General features: G+C 72.2%; 13 protein-coding genes. 9 read left to right on the top strand and 4 right to left on the bottom strand.

Annotation, left to right across the window (positions count from 1 at the left end; translation table 11 throughout):
- Nucleotides 1-24 precede the first annotated feature (24 nt).
- Nucleotides 25-1314, bottom strand: coding sequence for a cytochrome P450 (locus tag LX83_RS09055; protein WP_253769300.1), 1290 nt, complete (start codon nucleotides 1312-1314; stop codon nucleotides 25-27).
- Between the two features lie 453 nt (nucleotides 1315-1767).
- Between LX83_RS09055 and LX83_RS09050 the strand changes: the two genes are divergently transcribed.
- The 3 genes from LX83_RS09050 (at nucleotide 1768) to LX83_RS09040 (ending at nucleotide 3726) form a co-directional block, all read left to right on the top strand.
- The gene (locus LX83_RS09050) at nucleotides 1768-2112 is read left to right on the top strand and encodes a hypothetical protein (protein WP_253769297.1); all 345 of its coding nucleotides are present in this window, start codon (nucleotides 1768-1770) and stop codon (nucleotides 2110-2112) included.
- A gap of 246 nt (nucleotides 2113-2358) precedes the next feature.
- Nucleotides 2359-3072: a 4'-phosphopantetheinyl transferase family protein gene (locus tag LX83_RS38375; protein WP_253769294.1), complete on the top strand. Its 714-nt coding sequence runs from the start codon at nucleotides 2359-2361 to the stop codon at nucleotides 3070-3072.
- Nucleotides 3073-3306: 234 nt separating this feature from the next.
- A complete protein-coding gene (locus LX83_RS09040; protein WP_253769291.1) occupies nucleotides 3307-3726 on the top strand; it encodes a zinc ribbon domain-containing protein in 420 nt (139 codons plus the stop codon).
- 16 nt (nucleotides 3727-3742) lie between these two features.
- Here the strand turns inward: LX83_RS09040 and LX83_RS09035 are convergent, their stop codons facing one another.
- Both LX83_RS09035 and LX83_RS09030 read right to left on the bottom strand, forming a co-directional pair.
- Nucleotides 3743-4861, bottom strand: a complete 1119-nt coding sequence (locus tag LX83_RS09035) for a sugar ABC transporter substrate-binding protein (RefSeq protein WP_253769288.1) — start codon at nucleotides 4859-4861, stop codon at nucleotides 3743-3745.
- A gap of 760 nt (nucleotides 4862-5621) precedes the next feature.
- On the bottom strand, nucleotides 5622-8615 hold the full coding sequence (locus tag LX83_RS09030; protein ID WP_253770130.1) for a glycine--tRNA ligase: 2994 nt from the start codon (nucleotides 8613-8615) through the stop codon (nucleotides 5622-5624).
- A 457-nt stretch (nucleotides 8616-9072) separates the two neighbouring features.
- On the opposite strand from LX83_RS09030, the gene LX83_RS09025 reads away from it, so the two are divergent.
- The 5 genes from LX83_RS09025 (at nucleotide 9073) to LX83_RS09005 (ending at nucleotide 15337) form a co-directional block, all read left to right on the top strand.
- Entirely contained in the window at nucleotides 9073-11208 is a 2136-nt protein-coding gene (locus LX83_RS09025; protein ID WP_253769285.1) for an LCP family glycopolymer transferase, read from the top strand.
- A 168-nt stretch (nucleotides 11209-11376) separates the two neighbouring features.
- Nucleotides 11377-12042: a SanA/YdcF family protein gene (locus LX83_RS09020; RefSeq protein ID WP_253769283.1), complete on the top strand. Its 666-nt coding sequence runs from the start codon at nucleotides 11377-11379 to the stop codon at nucleotides 12040-12042.
- Between the two features lie 284 nt (nucleotides 12043-12326).
- Entirely contained in the window at nucleotides 12327-12899 is a 573-nt protein-coding gene (locus tag LX83_RS09015) for a helix-turn-helix domain-containing protein (protein WP_253769280.1), read from the top strand.
- 214 nt (nucleotides 12900-13113) lie between these two features.
- On the top strand, nucleotides 13114-14532 hold the full coding sequence (locus LX83_RS09010; RefSeq protein ID WP_253769276.1) for a MurT ligase domain-containing protein: 1419 nt from the start codon (nucleotides 13114-13116) through the stop codon (nucleotides 14530-14532).
- Complete coding sequence (locus LX83_RS09005) at nucleotides 14522-15337, top strand: type 1 glutamine amidotransferase (protein ID WP_253769273.1); 816 nt, start codon at nucleotides 14522-14524, stop codon at nucleotides 15335-15337. The genes LX83_RS09010 and LX83_RS09005 overlap by 11 nt, the downstream gene beginning before the upstream one ends.
- Here the strand turns inward: LX83_RS09005 and LX83_RS09000 are convergent.
- Nucleotides 15259-16788, bottom strand: coding sequence for a flavin-containing monooxygenase (locus LX83_RS09000; protein ID WP_253769271.1), 1530 nt, complete (start codon nucleotides 16786-16788; stop codon nucleotides 15259-15261). The two genes, LX83_RS09005 and LX83_RS09000, sit on opposite strands and share 79 nt — an antisense overlap.
- Nucleotides 16789-16897: 109 nt before the next feature.
- Between LX83_RS09000 and LX83_RS08995 the strand changes: the two genes are divergently transcribed.
- Entirely contained in the window at nucleotides 16898-17551 is a 654-nt protein-coding gene (locus LX83_RS08995; RefSeq protein WP_253769269.1) for a TetR/AcrR family transcriptional regulator, read from the top strand.
- The last annotated feature ends 169 nt before the right edge of the window (nucleotides 17552-17720 follow it).

Genomic DNA, 17720 nt, shown 5'->3' with positions numbered 1-17720 from the left:
GCCCGGCGCTGGCGCGGCAGCGGTTCACTGCCCACGGCGCAGCCTGTCCAGCAGGCGCCAGCGTCCCGGCCGGTCCTTGGCCTGGTCGGCGTGTGCCTGGTCCGGCACGGGCAGCCCGGTGCGGTCCACCGCGGCCGGGTCGAACACGATGGGCAGTTCGGCCAGTCCTCGGGCGAACGGCGAGGGCCGCCAGCGCGGCTCGGCCTCGGGGTTGGCCAGGTGCACGTCGCCGAGCCGGTGCAGCAGTGCCTCCACCCCGGCCTTGGCGATCACCCTGGCCAGCGCCGACGCCGGGCAGCGGTGCGGTCCGGCGCCCCAGGCCAGGTGCGCGCGCTTGCCCGCCATCTCCAGGTGGTCGTGGTCGCTGCCGTCCAGCGAGCGGATGAAGTTGGTGTTGGCCGCGGCGAACCCGAGCACCACGGCGTCACCCGCCTTGATGTCCACGTTGCCGACCCGGACGTTCTGCGTGGGAAAGCGCCCCGGGCAGTTCTGCACCGGCGGTTCGGTCCACAGCACCTGGTCGATGGCGTCGTCGATGACCAGGCGGGTGGTGGCCGCGTTCGGCTCGCTGTCCTGGTCGGTGAGCATCGCGTGGATGGTGCTGGCCAGCAGGTCCGCCGTGGGTTCGGCGCCCAAGGTGACCAGCAGGGTCAGCGTGCGCAGCAGTTCGTCGTGGGTCAGCCCGGACGAGTGGGCCAACAGCCACGAGGCCAGGTCCTCCCCTGGTTCGGCCCGCCGCCGCTCCACCAGGTCGGCCAGGTACCGGGTCAGCTCGGGGCTGCCCGCGCCCGCCCCCGGGCCGCCCCGCCCGCCGGCCAGCGCCGCGGCCAGGTCCCAGCCGCGCTCCTCGGGCAGCCCGAACAGCCGGTTGAACACCAGCGCGGGCAGCGGGCGCGCGTACTCCTCGACCGCCTCGGCCCGGCCGCTGGCGGCGAACTTGGCGATGAGCTGTCTGGCCTGGTGGCGGACCAGGCGCGCGGTGGTGCCCTGGTCGAGCTGCCGGAGCGCGTCGGTGATGGGCTTGCGCAGTCGCTCGTGCTCGGGTCCGTCGGCGCACAGCACGTTGGGCTGGTGGGCCACGGCCGCCAGGGTCGCGGACTGCTCCGGTACCCGGCCCTCGCGCAGGTCCCGCCAGTGCCGCGAGTCGTGCGTGAACGGCCACGGGTTCCTGGTGATCCGCAGCACCTCGTTGTACCCGAGGACAAGCCAGGCCGGCACGTCGGGCTCCAGCAGCACCGGAGCCACCGGCCCCCACAGGTCCCGCAGGTCGTCGTAGACGGCGTGGGGGTCCTTGTCGTAGTCGGGACCGAACAACGGGACCGATCCCTGGTGCGCCGGGCAGCCCGGCGGTGGAACTGCGGACGGCGAAGTCGAGAGGTGATCGGGGCTCGTCACCGGGCCAACCTTAGTGATCAGCCGTGCGCAGTGAAAACGACGTGTGGTCCGTCCATCCGCGACTAGCGCCTGTTCGCGGGGCACCCAGGAATGCGCACGGTGAAAAACCTGTACAAACAGTCACCGGTTCTTCACCGCGTCGGGTTCCCCGATCAGTGCTCGTCGCGGTGAACGGAAAGCGGGTTCCGCCGCGCACCGGTGACGCGCTTTTGTTCCGCATCGCGATGATGTCCGTAAGGGGTGAACTCTTTGGCGCCGCGCTGACCTGATCGAATGAACCTGTGATGAACGCGAGTCCGCCGCTCTTGTCGGTCGACGCTGCTACCTTGAGAACTCACCAATCAGGTGTTGTCGTGGTCCGAGGGGGTCGTCGTGCCTGAGCCTGTTCTGCTCTCCATCGCCGCCGCACTGGCGGGGCGGGCCGTGGTCGGCCTCTACCACCTGGTGAAGGCGAGGTTCGCGGACAACCCCGAGGCCACGGCCGCGCTGGAGGCCGCGGCCGGCGCGGCCGAGGACTCCCCCGAAGTGCGTGAGCTGGGCCGGGTGCTGGAGCGGACCAGCGAGCAGGACCCGGAGTTCGCCGAGCAGTTGCGCACCGAGTGGGAGCGGTTCACCGCGTCCGGCCACGCCCAGACCGGCGGTGTGGTCAACCAGGTGTCCGGCCAGGTCAACAAGCTGGTGCAGGCGCGGGACATCCACGGCGGCGTCAACCTCTGAGCGCCAGACCAGGGGGCGGGTGGCCGCGCGGCTGGGGTTTTCTGCCCCAGGGCGTGTATCGAAGCCGTCGTTCGATCAGGGAGCGGCGGTCAGGGGGATGAGATGCACGGCGGAGGAGGAGCCCATAACAGCGTTATGGGCGACGACGACAACGCCGCAGATCGCCGCCTGAGCGTCGCGAGCCGGGCAGATGGCTTTGATATACGCCCTAGGCCGGCAGGGACCCGCGCCCTATGCTCGATCACCGTGGCAGCTTCGAAACTGCGGTGCACGGTGTGGTGGTCCAAGCCGCTGATCGGCGACGAGCGCACCGTCGCCCTGCTCGACCCGGCCGAGCGGGAGCGGCACGGCCGCTTCCTGCGCCCGGTCGACGCCGCCCGGTTCGCCACCGGTCGGGCGGTGGCCAAGACGGTGCTGGCCCAGCAGGTCGGGATCGACCCGGCCGAGGTGCGCTTCACCACCGAGTGCCCGCACTGCGCGGGCAACCACGGCAAGCCCCGGATGGCCGGCACCGACGTGGACCTGTCCATCTCGCACTCGGGTGACCTGGTGGCGGTGGGCATGGTGGTCGGCGCGGTCCTGGGCGTGGACGTGGAGCAGACCACCACCCGGCAGCCGGGCAACCTGCCCGTCGAGGCGCTGGCGCCCCGGGAGCGCGCGGTGCTCCAGGCGCTGCCGGCCGACCAGCGGGTCGCGGCGTTCTTCACCTACTGGACCCGCAAGGAAGCCCTGCTCAAGGCCACCGGTCACGGGCTGGCGGCCGGCATGGACACGTTCACCGTGAGCGCCCCCAACGAGCACCCCGAGCTGCTGGAGTGGGCCTCGGGCAAGGTCGGGCCCGGTCCGGTCCGGCTGCACACGCTCTCGCCCGACCCCGACCACCAGGGCTGTGTGGCGGTGCTGACCGACCGGGACATCGAGGTGGTCGAGGCGCAGGCCACCGAGGTGCTCGGCCGCTGAGGCGATCGTCGGCCGAGGTGATCCGTCGCTGACCGACCCGGCACTGGTCCGGGTGGCCGTTTCCGGTCAGCCACGCCGCTTTCCCGACCGGTGTCCGGTGGTCGATTCGGCAGGCTTCGGGCAATTCCGGCGGTCCGGCGCGGTTTTCCGGGTGGTGGCCGCCACCGGTGAAACCAGCCGCGACCGCCGGGCGTCTACCCTGCCGGGGCCGGGAACGGACGAAAGGAAACGGCTTTGATCATCTGGGGTTTTCGCACCACCACGCTGCAACTGGTGATGCTCACACTGCTCTGCCGGGGTTGCGGCAACCCGGCGGCGCACTCGCTGAACCGTCGGGTCACCAAGTTCACCCTGTTCTTCATCCCGCTGTTCCCGGTCAGCAAGAAGCACCACCTGCAGTGCACGTTCTGCGGGCTGGCCTACGAGATCGACCGGGCCAACGCCGACCAGCTGCTCGCCCAGGCGCAGGGCCAGCCCCAGCCGGGCTACCCGCAGGCGCAGCCCGGCCACCCGCAGGGCCAGCCTGGTTACCCGCAGGGCCAGCAGCCGTACGGGGCGCCGCAGCACCAGGGTCCGCAGCACCAGGCGGTGCAGCCGGGTGGTCTGCCGCCGGCGCAGCCGGGCTCCGGCCAGTGGAACCCGAACCAGCGGTAGGCGCTGCCGTCCGGGGCTAGCCGATGCCGGCCTGCGCGCAGACCGACGCCATGTCGTCGGCGCACAGCACGGCACCGCTCACCAGGTTCTCCGACACCAGTTCCACGACCCCGGCGCGGTCCACCGGCTCGGGGCTGAGCAGCAGTGACTTCACCTCGCGGCGGCCGACCTGGTCGGTGGTGTTGCCGGTGGCCAGGTCGTCGGCGCCGACGCGGTCGCCGGTGGCCAGGGCCACGGCCAGGCGGGCGGCCCCCTCGGCCTCGTCCCGGATCGACTTGTACACGGTCACGCACTGCTCGCCGCGCAGCACCGCGCGCAGCCCCTCCAGCGTGGCGTCCTGGCCGGTGACCGGCACCTTGCCGAGCAGCTTGCGGTCGCGCAGCACGGCCAGCACCCCGGCGGCGAGCTGGTCGTTGGCGGCGATCACGCCGTCGATGTCCCGCTCGCTGCTGAGGATGTCGCGGAAGGTCATCGCCCCCAGTTGCGGGTCCCAGTTGTCGATCCACTCGCGCCGCACCAGCTGGTAGGCGCCGGAGTCGTACCTGTCCCGCAGCACCCGCTGCTGTCCCGCCTGCAACTGGGTGGCGTTGTTGTCGGTGGGCGAGCCCTGGATCTCCACGATGCGCTTCGGCCCGGCCTGCTGGCCGAGGCAGTTCACCAGCCCGGCGGCCTGCAACTCGCCCACCTTGAGGTTGTCGAAGGACACGTAGTACTCGGCGCTGCCGCCGAGGCTGATCCGGTCGTAGTCGATGACCGGGATGCCGGCGTCGGCGGCCTTCCTCTCCACGGTCACCCCGCCCTCGCTGGACAGCGGGACGATGATGAGGACCTTGGCACCCCGGCTGATCAGGCTGTCCGCCAGGCTGGCGAACCGGTTCTCGTCGCCCTCGGCGTTCTCGATGACCGGTTCCACGCCGGCGAACTGCAGCGCCTGCGCCAGCATGGGCCGGTCCTGCTCCTCCCAGCGGGTGGACGAGGCCCGGTCCGGCAGGATCACCCCCACCACCGGCCGGGCGGCCGCGACCGTGCTGGTGCTCGACCGGGTGTCCACTCCGGACGGCCCGCACGCGGTCAGCCCCATTGCCGCGGCCAACAGCCCGGCCCATGTTCTTGTTCTGGCGATGCCTCTTCGCATCAACCCGCCCCCTGAGTGAAAGTGATCACCACGAGTAAGGCGCAAAGTTCATCTCTGAATCAGCACTGACGTCAATAGGCTGAATAGATCAACCGGTCGGGCGATAATTTCGAAACCACCAATTGGCTCGGTGATCAATTCACTCGTTCCGAGGACGCCCTGCACCGCCGGTGCCGTTCCCGCGATTCGCCGCCGTACCCGGATCACCGGCGCACCGGGCGATCTCGGCGATGGTGGTGCTGGTGTGCCGCCGGGACATCCCGGTGCATTGCCGCGCCGGACGCGTCAATGACGCAGTGGGCACTTCTCCCACTTACCCGGTCGGCATTTCCACCGCCGGTTTCCCGCCACCACTTCCCACTGTTCACCGCCGCCCGGTCCGGCCGCGGCGGCGGCGACCCGCGTGGTGATCACGTCGGGACAGTGCCGGCCAATTATTCCTTTCGAAGTGGAATATCTGAACCGAATCGGCCGCGCCTGACCGGGCTGCGCGCCGGCGGGCGACCGCACACCCGGTCCCGCGTGTGGGGGCGGCAGGGCCGATCAGAAGCTGACCGCCCGTGTCACGCCGGGTGGTCACTCCCCACGATGGGATGACACGCGAACGGGTGGAGAGCGGGGCTCGTTCACCCACCTGGGCCTGCGTGAACCGGCAACTCGCGCGGTCTGAACTGTCGACTCGCGGGGTGGGGGGTGAACGGGATGGGCCGGGTGGGTGGGGCCAGCCGGTGGGCGGCTGGCCCCGTGCCGATCACCGGGGTCAGCCGGTGAGGGAGGTGCCCAGGGCTGGCCAGTCGAGGATGCCGGCGGCCAGGTCGCGGACCGAGGCCAGCAGGCCGAGGCGGGCCGCGCGCACGGTCTCGTCCTCGGCCATCACCAGCACCTGGTCGAAGAACTCGTTGACCGGCACCACCAGGGGACGGGCCGCGGCCACGAACTCGGCCAGCCCGACCCGCCGGCCGCCCAGCGCGTCCCGCACCTCGGCGAACGCCCGGTGCAGGGCCTGCTCGGCCGGCTCGGCCAACACCGCCGGGTCGTAGTCGGCGAGGGTGCTGGCCGGCACGATCCGGCGCACCCGTTGCAGCGCGGCGACCAGTTCGGCGAACTCCGCGTCGCCGGCCAGGTCGGTCAGCTCGGCCACGGCCTGGTCGGCGTCGGCCGGCGCGTCGGCCAGCGGCAGCACCGCGTTGACGAACCGGTGGTCGTGGCCGGCGTCGAGCAGCTGCTGCTCGTAGCGGCGCACGATGAACTCCCTGGCCGTGGCCAGCGCGTTGGCCGGGACGTCCACGCCGCGGTCGGCCAGCCGCGCCGCGGCCGAGGACAGCGCCGCGTCCAGGGTGATCGCCCGCAGCCCCGGGAAGGCGCGCAGGATGCTCACCACGCCGAGCGCGGCCCGGCGCAGGCCGAACGGGTCGGAGCGGCCGGTGGGGTTGGCGCCGATCCCGAACAACCCGACCAGCAGGTCGAACCGGTCGGCCAGGGCGAGCAGCGCGCCCGGGGTGGTGGTCGGCAGGGCGTCACCGCCGCCGCGCGGCAACTCCATCTCGAACAGCGCGGTGGCCACGGCCTCGGGCTCACCGGCCCGGCGGGCGTACTCCCTGGCCATCACACCGGCCAAACTGGACAGTTCGATGACCATCTGCGAGCCGAGGTCGAACTTGGCCAGCTCGCCGGCGCGGGTGAGGGTGGCCCGGTCGGTCTCGGTCAGCTCCACCCGGTCGGCCAGGACCGAGGCCAGCTCGGCGATGCGCTCGGCGCGGTCGGCCATGGAGCCGAGCCGCTCGGCGAAGGTGAGCTTGGTCAGGCCGGCCTTCATCCGGGCCAGCGGCGTGGCCAGGTCAGCGCGCCAGAAGAACGCGGCGTCCTCGTAGCGGGCGCGCAGCACGGCCTCGTTGCCGGCGCGCACCACGTCCTCGTCGCAGGCACCGTTGGCCACGGCCACGAAGTGCGGCAGCAGCGCGCCCTGGGCGTCGCGCACCGGCAGGTAGCGCTGGTGCTTGCGCATCACCGTGGTCAGGATCTCGGCGGGCAGCTCCAGGTAGTCGGGGGCGAAGCCGCCGAGCACCGGGGTGGGCCACTCCACCAGGTTGGTCACCTCGTCGACGAGCGCGGCCTCGGCCTCGGCGTCCACCGTGCCGCCGACCTGGGCGGCCAGCATTCCGGCCCCGGCAACGATCTGCTGCCGCCGGTGCGCGGCGTCGGCGTCGATCTCGTGGCGTGCCAACAGATCCAGATAACCGTCCGCAGTGGACACTTCGATCTCGGGTGCCTCGGCGGTGCGGTGCACCCGGGTGGTGGTGCCACTGGCCAAAGAGGACACCACAACAGGCACCGGAGTGTCGCCGAGCAGGGCGAGCAGCCAGCGGATCGGCCGGCTGAACGACAGCTTCGCGTCGTTCCACCGCATGTTCTTGTCCGCGCGCAGCTCGCCGACCACCTCGGCGAGCAGGCCGCTGAGCACCTCGACCGCGCCCCGCCCGACGTCGGTGCGCACCAGGCCCACGTACTCGACGCCGTCCACGTCGATCCGGGTCAGCTCGCCGACGTCCACGCCCTGGCCGCGGGCGAAGCCCAGCGCCGCCCTGGTGGGCTGGCCCTCGGCGTCGTAGGCGGCGCTGGCCCTCGGGCCGCGCACGGTGCGCTCGGCGTCGGGTTCGCGCGGGGCCACCTCGGCCACCAGCACCACGATCCGGCGGGGCGTGCCGTGCACGGTCACCTCGCCGTGCGCCAGCCGGCTGGCGGCCAGCTTGGCGGTCACCGCCTCGCGCACCGCGGTCACCGTCCTGCTCACCTCGGCCGGCGGCAGTTCCTCGGTGCCGATCTCGAACAGCAGCGTGGCCGGGGCGGTGACCTCGGGCAGCCGCTCCGGCAGGGCCGCGGCCGGCGGCGCGCTGACCGTCCCCAGTGGATGTCCCAGTTCCTCCCGGCGCTGTGCCCACAGCGCGGCCACTTCCCTGGCCAGCTCCCGCATCCGGCCGAAGGCGCGGGCCCGCTCGGTGGTGCTGATCGCGCCGCGGGCGTCGAGCACGTTGAACGTGTGCGAGCACTTGAGCACCAGGGTGTGCGCGGGCACGGGCAGGCCGGCGTCCAGCATCCGGCGGGCCTCGGCCGCGTAGTCCTCGAACAGCCGCTGGTTGGCGGCGACGTCGGCGTCGTCGAGGTAGTAGCGGCTCATCTCGTACTCGGCCTGGCCGAACGCCTCGCCGTAGGAGATGCCGGGCGCGTAGGCGATCTTCTTGAAGTGGTCGACCTGTTGCAGCGCCATCATGATGCGCTCGACCCCGTAGGTGATCTCCACCGAGACCGGGTCGAGGGTCAACCCACCCGCCTGCTGGAAGTAGGTGAACTGGGTGATTTCCAACCCGTCCAGCCAGACCTCCCAGCCCAGCCCCCACGCGCCGAGCGCGGGCGAGGCCCAGTTGTCCTCGACGAAGCGGACGTCGTGCGCGCGCACGTCGATGCCGAGCGCGGCTAGACTGCCCAGGTACAACTCCTGCGGATTCCCGGGGTCCGGCTTGAGAATCACCTGGAACTGGGTGTGGGTCTGCAACCGGTTCGGGTTCTCTCCGTACCGCGCGTCGTCCGGGCGCACACTCGGTTCCACATAGGCCACCCGCCACGGCTCAGGTCCCAGCACACGCAACACGGTCGCCGGGTTCAGGGTTCCGGCGCCGACCTCGGTGTTGAAGGGTTGCACCACGAGGCAGCCCCGATCGGTCCAGTACCTGGTCAACGCGAGCAACGCGTCCTGCATGGTCAACACAGCGGCAACCCCAATTGAGGTGGTGCGGGATGAGAGTGCGAGTCTAGGCGACCTTGGTTGGTTGCCGTACCGAAACCGAACGGTGACGTTCCGCAGCGGCGGGAACCCCACGTCCGAGACGAAGGTCTCAGGGCGGCGCGCGCACTGGTCAGGTCGTTGTGGCCGGCGGTAGAACCGGCCGCACCGGAGCTGTGTCACCCTACAGGTGACATGGGCAACCCGAACGAGTTCGCGCACGTCTATCTGAGAAGTTATCGCTGGATCAGGTGATTTACCTGTCGACTCGGGGAGAGGAGTAGGTGTGGACAATCGGCCGCCGCGACCAGGCGACCCTGCCGACCGCTCAGGTCGGCCAGTCCCACCGCGACGCTCAGGCGGTCGTCCCGGGCCGGCGCAGCCCAGACGCCCCCGCCCCCCTGCTGGCTCGGACGAACGGTTTCAGGGCCGGTTGGAACAGTCCGGCCGGCCGGGCACCGGCCCCGGCGGCGCGCCCCGCCAGCCCCCGCCCGAGCGCGACCAGCCCCCGCAGGGCCGTGAGGTGCGGGACCGGCTGAACCCGCAGCCGGGTGGACCGCGAGGCGGTCAGGCACCGGGTGGCCAGCCGACGCCGGGTGGCCGGCCCCGCGCGGGCGGCCCCCAGGAGGGGCGCCCCGCCCCGGACCGCGGGGTGCCCGCCGGCCGCGCCGGCCAGCCGCCGGGCGGGCGCGACCAGGTCCGCGCACCCCAGCCGGGCCGCGGCCCGGCCCCGCGCTCCCCCCGCGAGCAGCCCCGGCCCGGCGCCGACCAGCCGCGGGGCAACCGGGGCGGGCTGGCGCCCTCGGCCCGGCGCCGCCCCGCACCCGACGAACAACCGACCGAACGGGACATTCCGCCCGCTCCGGTGCGCTCCGGCGCGGACCGCCCGGACCCCGACCGACCGGGGGGCGACCGCGGCGACCGTCCACAGCGGAACCGGCCGAGCGCGAACCGCGCCGAGGCCGGCGGTGAGCGCGAGCGACCGGCGCGGCCCGGGTCGAACCGGGTGCCGCCGCGGCCGGCCGATCGGCCCCCGGCGGCGCTGTCGGCCTCCTCGGGGCGCCGCCGCGCGCTGCGCGCCGGCCGCACCGTGCTGGCCATCGCCTCGGTGCTGGTGCTCACCCTCACCGGCTACGCCTGGGCCAACCTCCATCAGTTCACCGACCTGAACACCACGGACGTGATCAGTGGCGGCGAGGGCGAGAAGCCCGCGGACGGCGCCGTGGACATCCTGCTGGTGGGCCTGGACAGCCGGCTGGACGCCAACGGCAAGCCGCTGCCCCAGGAGATCCTCAACGAGTTGCAGGCGGGCAGCTCCGAGGACGGCGGCCTGAACACCGACACCATGATCCTGCTGCACATCCCCGTCGACACCACCAAGAAGACCGTGGCCATCTCGCTGCCCCGGGACTCCTACGTGGAGATCGCCGGGGACAACGGCAAGCACAAGCTCAACTCGGCGTACGCGTTCGGCAAGAACCCGGTCAAGCGGGAGCTGACCAAGCAGGGGCTGCCCGAGGACCAGGTGGAGGTCAAGTCCAACGAGGCCGGCGCCAAGAACCTGATCGAGACCATCCAGACCCTCACCGGCATCAAGGTCGACCACTACGCCGAGGTCAACCTGGTGGGCTTCTACCAGATCACCAAGGCCGTCGGCGGGGTGAAGGTGTGCCTGCGGCGCGATGTGAACGAACCCAAGTCCGGCGCGAAGTTCACCGCGGGCGAGCACGTCATCCAGGGCAAGGAGGCGCTGGCCTTCGTCCGGCAGCGCTACGACCTGCCCCGCACCGACCTGGACCGGATCGTGCGCCAGCAGGTGTTCATGGCCGGTCTGGCCAGCCAGGTGCTCTCCGCGGGCACCCTGGCCAACCCGGCCAGGCTGGGCAGCCTGGCCGACGCGATCAAGCAGTACATCGTGCTGGACAAGGGCTGGGACATCCTCCGCTTCGCCCAGCAGATGCAGGGGCTGACCGGCGGCAACATCGAGTTCCGCACGATTCCCACCGGCAACCCCCAGCTGGCCACGCCGGAGGACGGCGAGGCCGTGGAGGTCAAGCCGCGTGAGGTGCAGGCGTGGGTGCGCAGCCTGACCGGCGCCCCCGAGCCGAGCGGGGCGGCCAGTTCCACCGCCCCGGCCAACCCGGGCAACGCCAAGATCACCGTGGAGGTCCGCAACGCCACGCCGACCGAGGGCCTGGCGGGTGAGGTGATGAAGTCCCTGGTGGCCCAGGGCTTCACCGAGGGCAACGTGGACAACGCGACCAACCGGGCCAAGTCGGTGGTGCGCTACGGCAGCAGCGCGGACAAGGCCGGCGCGCAGACCGTGGTCGAGGCGCTGGGCGGGGACATCGCCATCGAGCCGGACAGCAACATCCCCGCCGGCCACGTGCGGGTGTTCCTCGGCACCGACTACACCGGCCCGGGCACCCAGGGCTTCGCCCAGGACGGCGGCGTGCGGCTCAACGGGCTCACCGGCCTGGCCCCGCAGCAGCCCGCCAGCAGCACCGCGGACAGCCCGGACCCGGAGGACCAGCCGATCACCGCCGACGGCGTGCGCTGCGTGTACTGATCCGTCGCCGACGGCACGGCCCGGGCTCGACACCACAGCCGAGCCCGGGCCTTCGTCACGCAACCGTCCTGCCCGTTCGGACGTCTGACAGGACGGCGTGGCAGCACGTCACGCCTGGTGTTGTCGTGCGATACGACCGGCCGCGGACCGGCCGGGTGGGGGTGCTGGGTGCGCAAGCCGTGGCGGTGGGTGCTGATCGTCGGTGGGCTGCTGGCCACGCTCGGGCTGGCCCCGATCACCTGGGCATACGCCAGCAGCGCGGCCTACCGGTCCACGCCCGAGGAGGTGCCCGAGGCGCCGGTGGCGCTGGTGCTGGGCGCCGGCCTGACCAGGCAGGGCACCCCGTCGCAGTTCCTGGCCGGCCGGCTGGACGTGGCCGCCGACCTCTACCGCCGGGGCAAGGTGAAGGTGCTGCTGGTCAGCGGGGACAACAGCACCACCGACTACGACGAGCCCAGCGCCATGCGCGCGTACCTGATCGGCAGGGGCGTGCCGGACCGGGTCATCGTGGCCGACTACGCCGGGTTCGACACCTGGGACTCGTGCAGCCGGGCGCGCCGGATCTTCGGGGTGGACCGGGCGATCGTGGTGACGCAGAACTTCCACCTGCCGCGCGCGGTCGCGCTGTGCCGGGCGGCCGGCATCGACGCCTACGGCGTCGGCCACGACTCGTCGGGCATCAACAACGGCGTGGGCACCTACTACGGGTACGTGCGCGAGGCGTTCGCCAGCGGCAAGGCCATGTGGGACGCCCTGGTCGCCAAGCCCGACCCCCGCCTGCTCGGCCCGGCAGAGACCGGCGTGACAGACGCTTTGCGCTCGGATGAGCAATGAACCGAGCGGCGCCCATATTGTTGTTAAGTCAATCAGTTCCCCCGCTCGAACCCGCACACCACCCGCGCCGCCGGCACCCCGCCGACCTGGGACTAGTACGCACCGAAAAGTTTCGATAACTTTTAGTAGTCGTTTGCTTGGTCCATTCGGGTGGTTCTTCGCATAATCCGCGTAATCAGCCCGGTGTTGAACGCTTCTCCTGTGTGGGGGTTTTTCGCTCCGGCGTGGGCAATGGACGGAAGACCGCTGACCGTTGTGGGCAATTCGGGGTGGAGGAAGCGACCGTGCAGATCGACACAGTGAGCTACCAGCGCGCGCTCGGCGAGGAGCTGCGCAGGCTGCGCAAGCAGCGCGGCTGGACGCGAAAGGAGCTCAACCGCCGCCTCCAGACCGAGATCTCCCTGCAGACCCTGGCCACCTACGAGCTGGGCACCCGGCAGTGCTCGGTGGTCCGCCTGGTGGAGATCTGCAACGCACTGGACGTGCCAGCGCACGAGGTGCTCGCCCGGGTGCACGACCGGGTGCTGGGGGGGCTGACCAACCGCCGGGTGCGGATCAACCTGATCCGGATGGCCAGCGACGGCGGCAACGACCTGCTGCCGCTGCGCCGCTGGGCGGCCGACCAGCTCGACCGGCTGGCCCCGGGCACCTCGCCCGAGGTGCACCTGGACCTGCCGGCGCTGCGGTTCATGGCCGAGCTGTGCCGGATGCCCACCGGCGACCTGGTGCGCCGGCTGCAGGAGATCAACTCGCCGACCCCGGTCGGCGGGGCCGCGCCGCTGTACGGCCGGGCCGTGGGCCACGCCGTCGGCGGTCCCGCCCGGGCGGTGCGACCGGTGAACAAACCATCACGGTAGTGATCGTCCCCGATCAGGGAAACCGGACCGGGATCTGAACGGGCGGTATCGGAATTGATTCCCGATACCCACCGCTTCAGGTCCCCCGTTCGGGAGGAGTTCGAGCACCCGGACAACAGGCGGTGACAACCACTCCGCGACACACAATCCACACCGGCGCGGACGCACTTCACTCAGGTGGACGCGCTAATAGGCCATTGCTAGCATTCCCGCCGTGACCAGGGAAAGCCCGGTGGAAGCCGAGAACCACGGCCTGCCGGAAGAATCGGGCGTCATTCCCGAACAAAGCACCGCCGAACAAAACATCAGCGGAACGAGCAGCGCCGAAGAACACGACGAAGGCGGCGCGACCACCGAAAGCAGTGCCGCCCGGATTTACCTCCCGCCGGTCCGCGCGAAATTGCCACTGCGCACCGCGGTCGCCGTGCGGGCGGCGAAAATCACCTCCCGGCTGTCCAGGTCGCTGGGTTTCGGCGCCGGCGGGATGATCGGCGGCCGGGTCGCGCTCAAGCTCGACCCGCTGGCGCTGGGCCGGCTGTGCGCCGGGCGGCGGGTGGCCCTGGTCACCGGCACCAACGGCAAGACCACCACCACGCTGATGCTGAGCACGGCCGTGGCCGCGCTGGGCCGGGTGGCGTCCAACCACAGCGGCGCCAACATGCCGGACGGCCTGGTGTCGGCGCTGGCCAGCCAGCCGGCCGCGCCGATCGCCGTGCTGGAGGTGGACGAGGGCTACTTCCCCGCCGTGGCCCAGCAGGTGCGGCCCGAGGTGGTGGTGCTGCTCAACCTCAGCCGGGACCAGCTGGACCGGGTCGGCGAGGTGCGCGGGGTGGAGCGGGCGCTGCGCACGGTCGTGACCGACCTGGCCGACTGCACGGTGGTGGCCAACTGCGACGACGTCATGATGACCTCGGCGGCCTTTGACGCGCCCTCGGTCATCTGGGTGTCCACCGGCATCGGCTGGCACGCCGACTCCGCGTCCTGCCCGCGCTGCGGCAGCCCGGTGGTGCGCGACGAGATCCGCTGGCACTGCGACTGCGGCCTGCGCCGGCCCGAACCGGACTGGGCGGCCAGCCGGGGCGAGCTGGTCGTTCCCGGTCGGCCCGGGCCGGAGCGGCTGACCCTGGAGCTGGCCCTGCCCGGTGCGGTCAACGAGGCCAACGCGGCCATGGCCACGGCCGCGGCCAACGCCATGGGCGCGGCCGTGGCCGAGTCCGTGGCCCGGCTGCGGGCCCTGCGCAACGTGGCCGGCCGCTACCGGGTGATCGAGCGGACCGGGCACACCGCCCGGCTGCTGCTGGCCAAGAACCCGGCCGGCTGGACCGAGACGCTGACCATGCTCGACGGCACGGACAGCCCGGTGGTGGTGGCGGTCAACGGCCGGGAGGCCGACGGCCGGGACCTGTCCTGGCTGTGGGACGTGCCGTTCGAACGCCTGCACGGGCGGCCGGTGATCGCCGCCGGGGAGCGCGCCACCGACCTGGCCGTGCGGCTGACCTACGCCGAGGTCGACCACGTGGTGGTGCCGGACTCGCTGCGGGCCATCGACCTCGCCCAGACCGGCCCGGTCGAGGTGATCGCCAACTACACGGCGTTCCGCGACCTCAACGTCAAGGCGAGCCATGCACACTGACTCCACTGTGGACATCGGGCTGGTCCTGCCCGACCTGCTCGGCACCTACGGCGACGTCGGCAACGCCACCGTGCTGCACAAGCGGCTGGTCTGGCGGGGCTTCGCGGCCAGGGTGGTGCCGGTGGCCTTCGGCGAGCCGGTGCCCGACTCGTGCGACGTGTACGTGATCGGCGGCGGCGAGGACAGCGCCCAGACCCTGGCCGTGCGCCACCTGCGCGCCCACCCCGGCCTGCAGCGCGCCGCCGCCAGGGGCGCGGTGATCCTCGGGGTGTGCGCGGGTCTGCAGATCCTCGGCGAGAGCTTCACCGGCGCCGACACCGTGGAGCACGCCGGGCTCGGCCTGCTCGACCTGACCAGCACCCCGGGTGGCCGCCGCGCCATCGGCGAGGTCCTGGTGCAGCCCGACGCGGTGCTGGCCGGCGCGGGCGAGGCGCCGCTGGCCGGCCTGGGCGAGGCGGCGATCACCGGGTTCGAGAACCACCAGGGCCGCACCCGGCTGGGGCCGTCGGCCCGGCCGCTGGGCCGGGTGCTGGCCGGCACCGGCAACGGCGACGGCACCGAGGGCGCGGTGCAGGGCCGGATCATCGCCACCTACCTGCACGGTCCCGTGCTGCCGCGCAACCCGCACCTGGCCGACCTGCTGATCGAGTGGGTGGTGGGCGAGCGGCCCGGCCCGCTGGAGCTGACCGTGGTCGGGCAGTTGCGCGACGAGCGGTTGCGCGCCTGTCAGCGCGCGGCCAGCGGGTCGGGCCAGCGCGCGTCGGGTGCGTCGGCGGCCCGGCCCCAGCGCGGCGTCAGCTCGTAGTCGCCGCGCCGCGGCCACCGGGTGGCCAGCCAGTAGCGCCAGGTGGAGCCGGGCCAGATGGTCCGGTTGACCCCCTTGGCGTCCAGGTACCAGCTGGTGCAGCCGCCCCTGCTCCACACGCCCCGGCGCAGCCGGCGCTGCAGCCGCTCGGTGAACGCCCGCTGCGCGTCGGGCCGCACGTCCAGCGCGCCGACGCCGCCCCGGTCCAGCAGGTCCAGGCAGCGCAGCACGTAGTGGATCTGCGCCTCGATCATGAACACCACCGAGTTGTGGCCCAGCCCGGTGTTCGGGCCGAGCAGGAAGAACCAGTTGGGAAAGCCGGCCACGGTGATGCCGTAGTAGGTCTCCAGGCCGTGCCGGCGCCAGGTCGCGGCCAGGTCGAGGCCGTCCCGGCCGATCACGTCGAGGTAGTCGAAGGAGTCCACCACGTGGAAGCCGGTGCCGTAGATGATCGCGTCGACCGGCCGCTCCACCCCTGATCCGTCCACAATGGACCGCTCGCGCACCTCGGCCACGCCGGTGGTGACCAGGTGCACGTGCGGCCGGGTCAGCGCCGGGTAGTAGTCGTCGGAGATGAGCACCCGCTTGCAGCCCATGGTGTAGTCCGGGGTGAGCGCGGCGCGCAGGGCCGGGTCGGGCACCTGGTCGGCCAGGTGCCGCAGGGCGATGCGCTCGCCCAGCCGCATGATCCGGGGGTCCAGGGTGAAGCCGAGGCCGCGCGCCTCCAGCGCCCAGTAGAGCAGGTCCCGGTAGACGGTCTGGGCGGCGGGCACGGTCTGGAACAGCCGGCGCAGGCCGGGGCTGACCGGTCGGTCCGCCTTGGGCATCAGCCACGGCGGGGTGCGCTGGAACAGGTGCAGCTCGGCCACGTCCCCGGCGATCTCCGGGACGAACTGGACGGCGCTGGCCCCGGTGCCGATCACCGCGACCCGCTTGCCGCGCAGGTCGTAGTCGTGGTCCCAGCGGGCCGAGTGGAAGGCGCGGCCGGTGAACCGGTCGATGCCGGGCAGGCGGGGGACGTGCGGGATGTGCAGCGCGCCGATGCCGGCGACCACGCTCCTGGCGGTGTGCTCGGTGCCGTCGGCGCAGCGCACCCGCCAGTGCTGGGCGAGTTCGTCCCAGCGCGCGCCGGTGACGTGCGCGCCGAACGCGATGTGCGCGCGCAGCCGGTGCTCGTCGACCAGCCGGCGCAGGTAGGCCCAGATCTCCGGCTGGCCGGGGTAGGTGCGGGTCCAGTCCGGGTTCTGCGCGAAGGAGAAGGAGTACAGGTGCGACGGGATGTCGCAGGCGCAGCCGGGGTACTGGTTGTCGCGCCAGGTGCCGCCGATGTCGCTGGCCTGCTCCAGCACGCGGAAGTCGGTGCGGCCGGCCCGGCGCAGCGCCATGGCCATGCCGATGCCGGCGAACCCGGCGCCGATGATCAGGATGTTGGTCTGCCGGCTGCCACCCATCGGCGATCCTCCGCATCATCGCGTCCGACCAGCGCTCGTTTGTGGTACCGATGAGTAGGTTACCGCTGGTAGCTTACTGGCGGTAGGTTGCCGGCGGTACGCTCGGCAGGTGACCAGCGCGCCAGCCGATCCCGGCACAGCCACCCCCGGCACAGCCGCTCCCGGGCCGGCCCGGCGGCGGCGCGTGCCCAGGGCCGAGCGGGAGAGCCAGATGCTCGCGGTCGCCGAGCAGGTGTTCGCCGAGCACGGCTACCTGGCCGCGTCCATGGACGAGATCGCCGAGCGGGTCGGCGTGTCCAAACCCATGCTCTACGAGTACTTCGGCTCCAAGGAGGGCCTGTTCGTCGGCTGCATCGAGCGGGCGAGGGCGCAGCTGCTGGCCGCCACCGAGCGGGCCGTGGCCGGCGCCGCCACCCCGGCCGACGCCCTGCGCCGGGGCCTGGTCGCGTTCTTCCGGTTCGTCGCCGAGCACCGCCGCTACTGGCGGCTGATCCGCCAGGAGGCCGCGCTCACCCCGCCGGCCGCCGCCGCGGCCGTGGAGCAGATCCGCCAGCAGCAGAGCGCGTTCACCGCCGCCATGCTGACCGCCCTGGCCGACGTGGACCTCACCGAGGCCAGCGCCGAGATCCTGGTGGGCGCGTGTGAACGGCTGGCCCTGTGGGTGGAGCACCGCCCGGAGATCACCCCGGAGCAGGCCGCCGAGCTGGTGATGGCCGTGGTGTGGACCGGCCTGGGCGGCCGGGTCAACGCCGCCCAGTCCTGACACGGGGCGTCCCGCTGCTCTCCTCCCCCGGCCTGACTTCCCAGGTCATGTAACCCGTTGGCGTGGTTGAAGACCAACCGAACGGGTAGCTGCCGCGCGCGGGGTTGGCTCCATACCGTGGAGGCCGGCCGACCAGTCAGCGTCAGTGCTCTGGCGGTCCTGCGGCCAC

It is taken from the genome of Goodfellowiella coeruleoviolacea (assembly GCF_024171785.1).
GTDB classification, from domain to species: domain Bacteria; phylum Actinomycetota; class Actinomycetes; order Mycobacteriales; family Pseudonocardiaceae; genus Goodfellowiella; species Goodfellowiella coeruleoviolacea.
The sequence above is the reverse complement of the archived record's forward strand: the minus strand, read 5'-3'. Positions and strand labels throughout refer to the sequence as shown.

What these genes read in the sequence shown, in the direction of transcription:
- LX83_RS09035 (WP_253769288.1), bottom strand. Translation starts at nt 4,861, where the DNA reads ATGCGAAGAGGCATCGCCAGAACAAGAACATGGGCCGGGCTGTTGGCC.
- LX83_RS09000 (WP_253769271.1), bottom strand. Translation starts at nt 16,788, where the DNA reads ATGGGTGGCAGCCGGCAGACCAACATCCTGATCATCGGCGCCGGGTTC.
- LX83_RS09005 (WP_253769273.1), top strand. Translation starts at nt 14,522, where the DNA reads ATGCACACTGACTCCACTGTGGACATCGGGCTGGTCCTGCCCGACCTG.
- LX83_RS09030 (WP_253770130.1), bottom strand. Translation starts at nt 8,615, where the DNA reads ATGCAGGACGCGTTGCTCGCGTTGACCAGGTACTGGACCGATCGGGGC.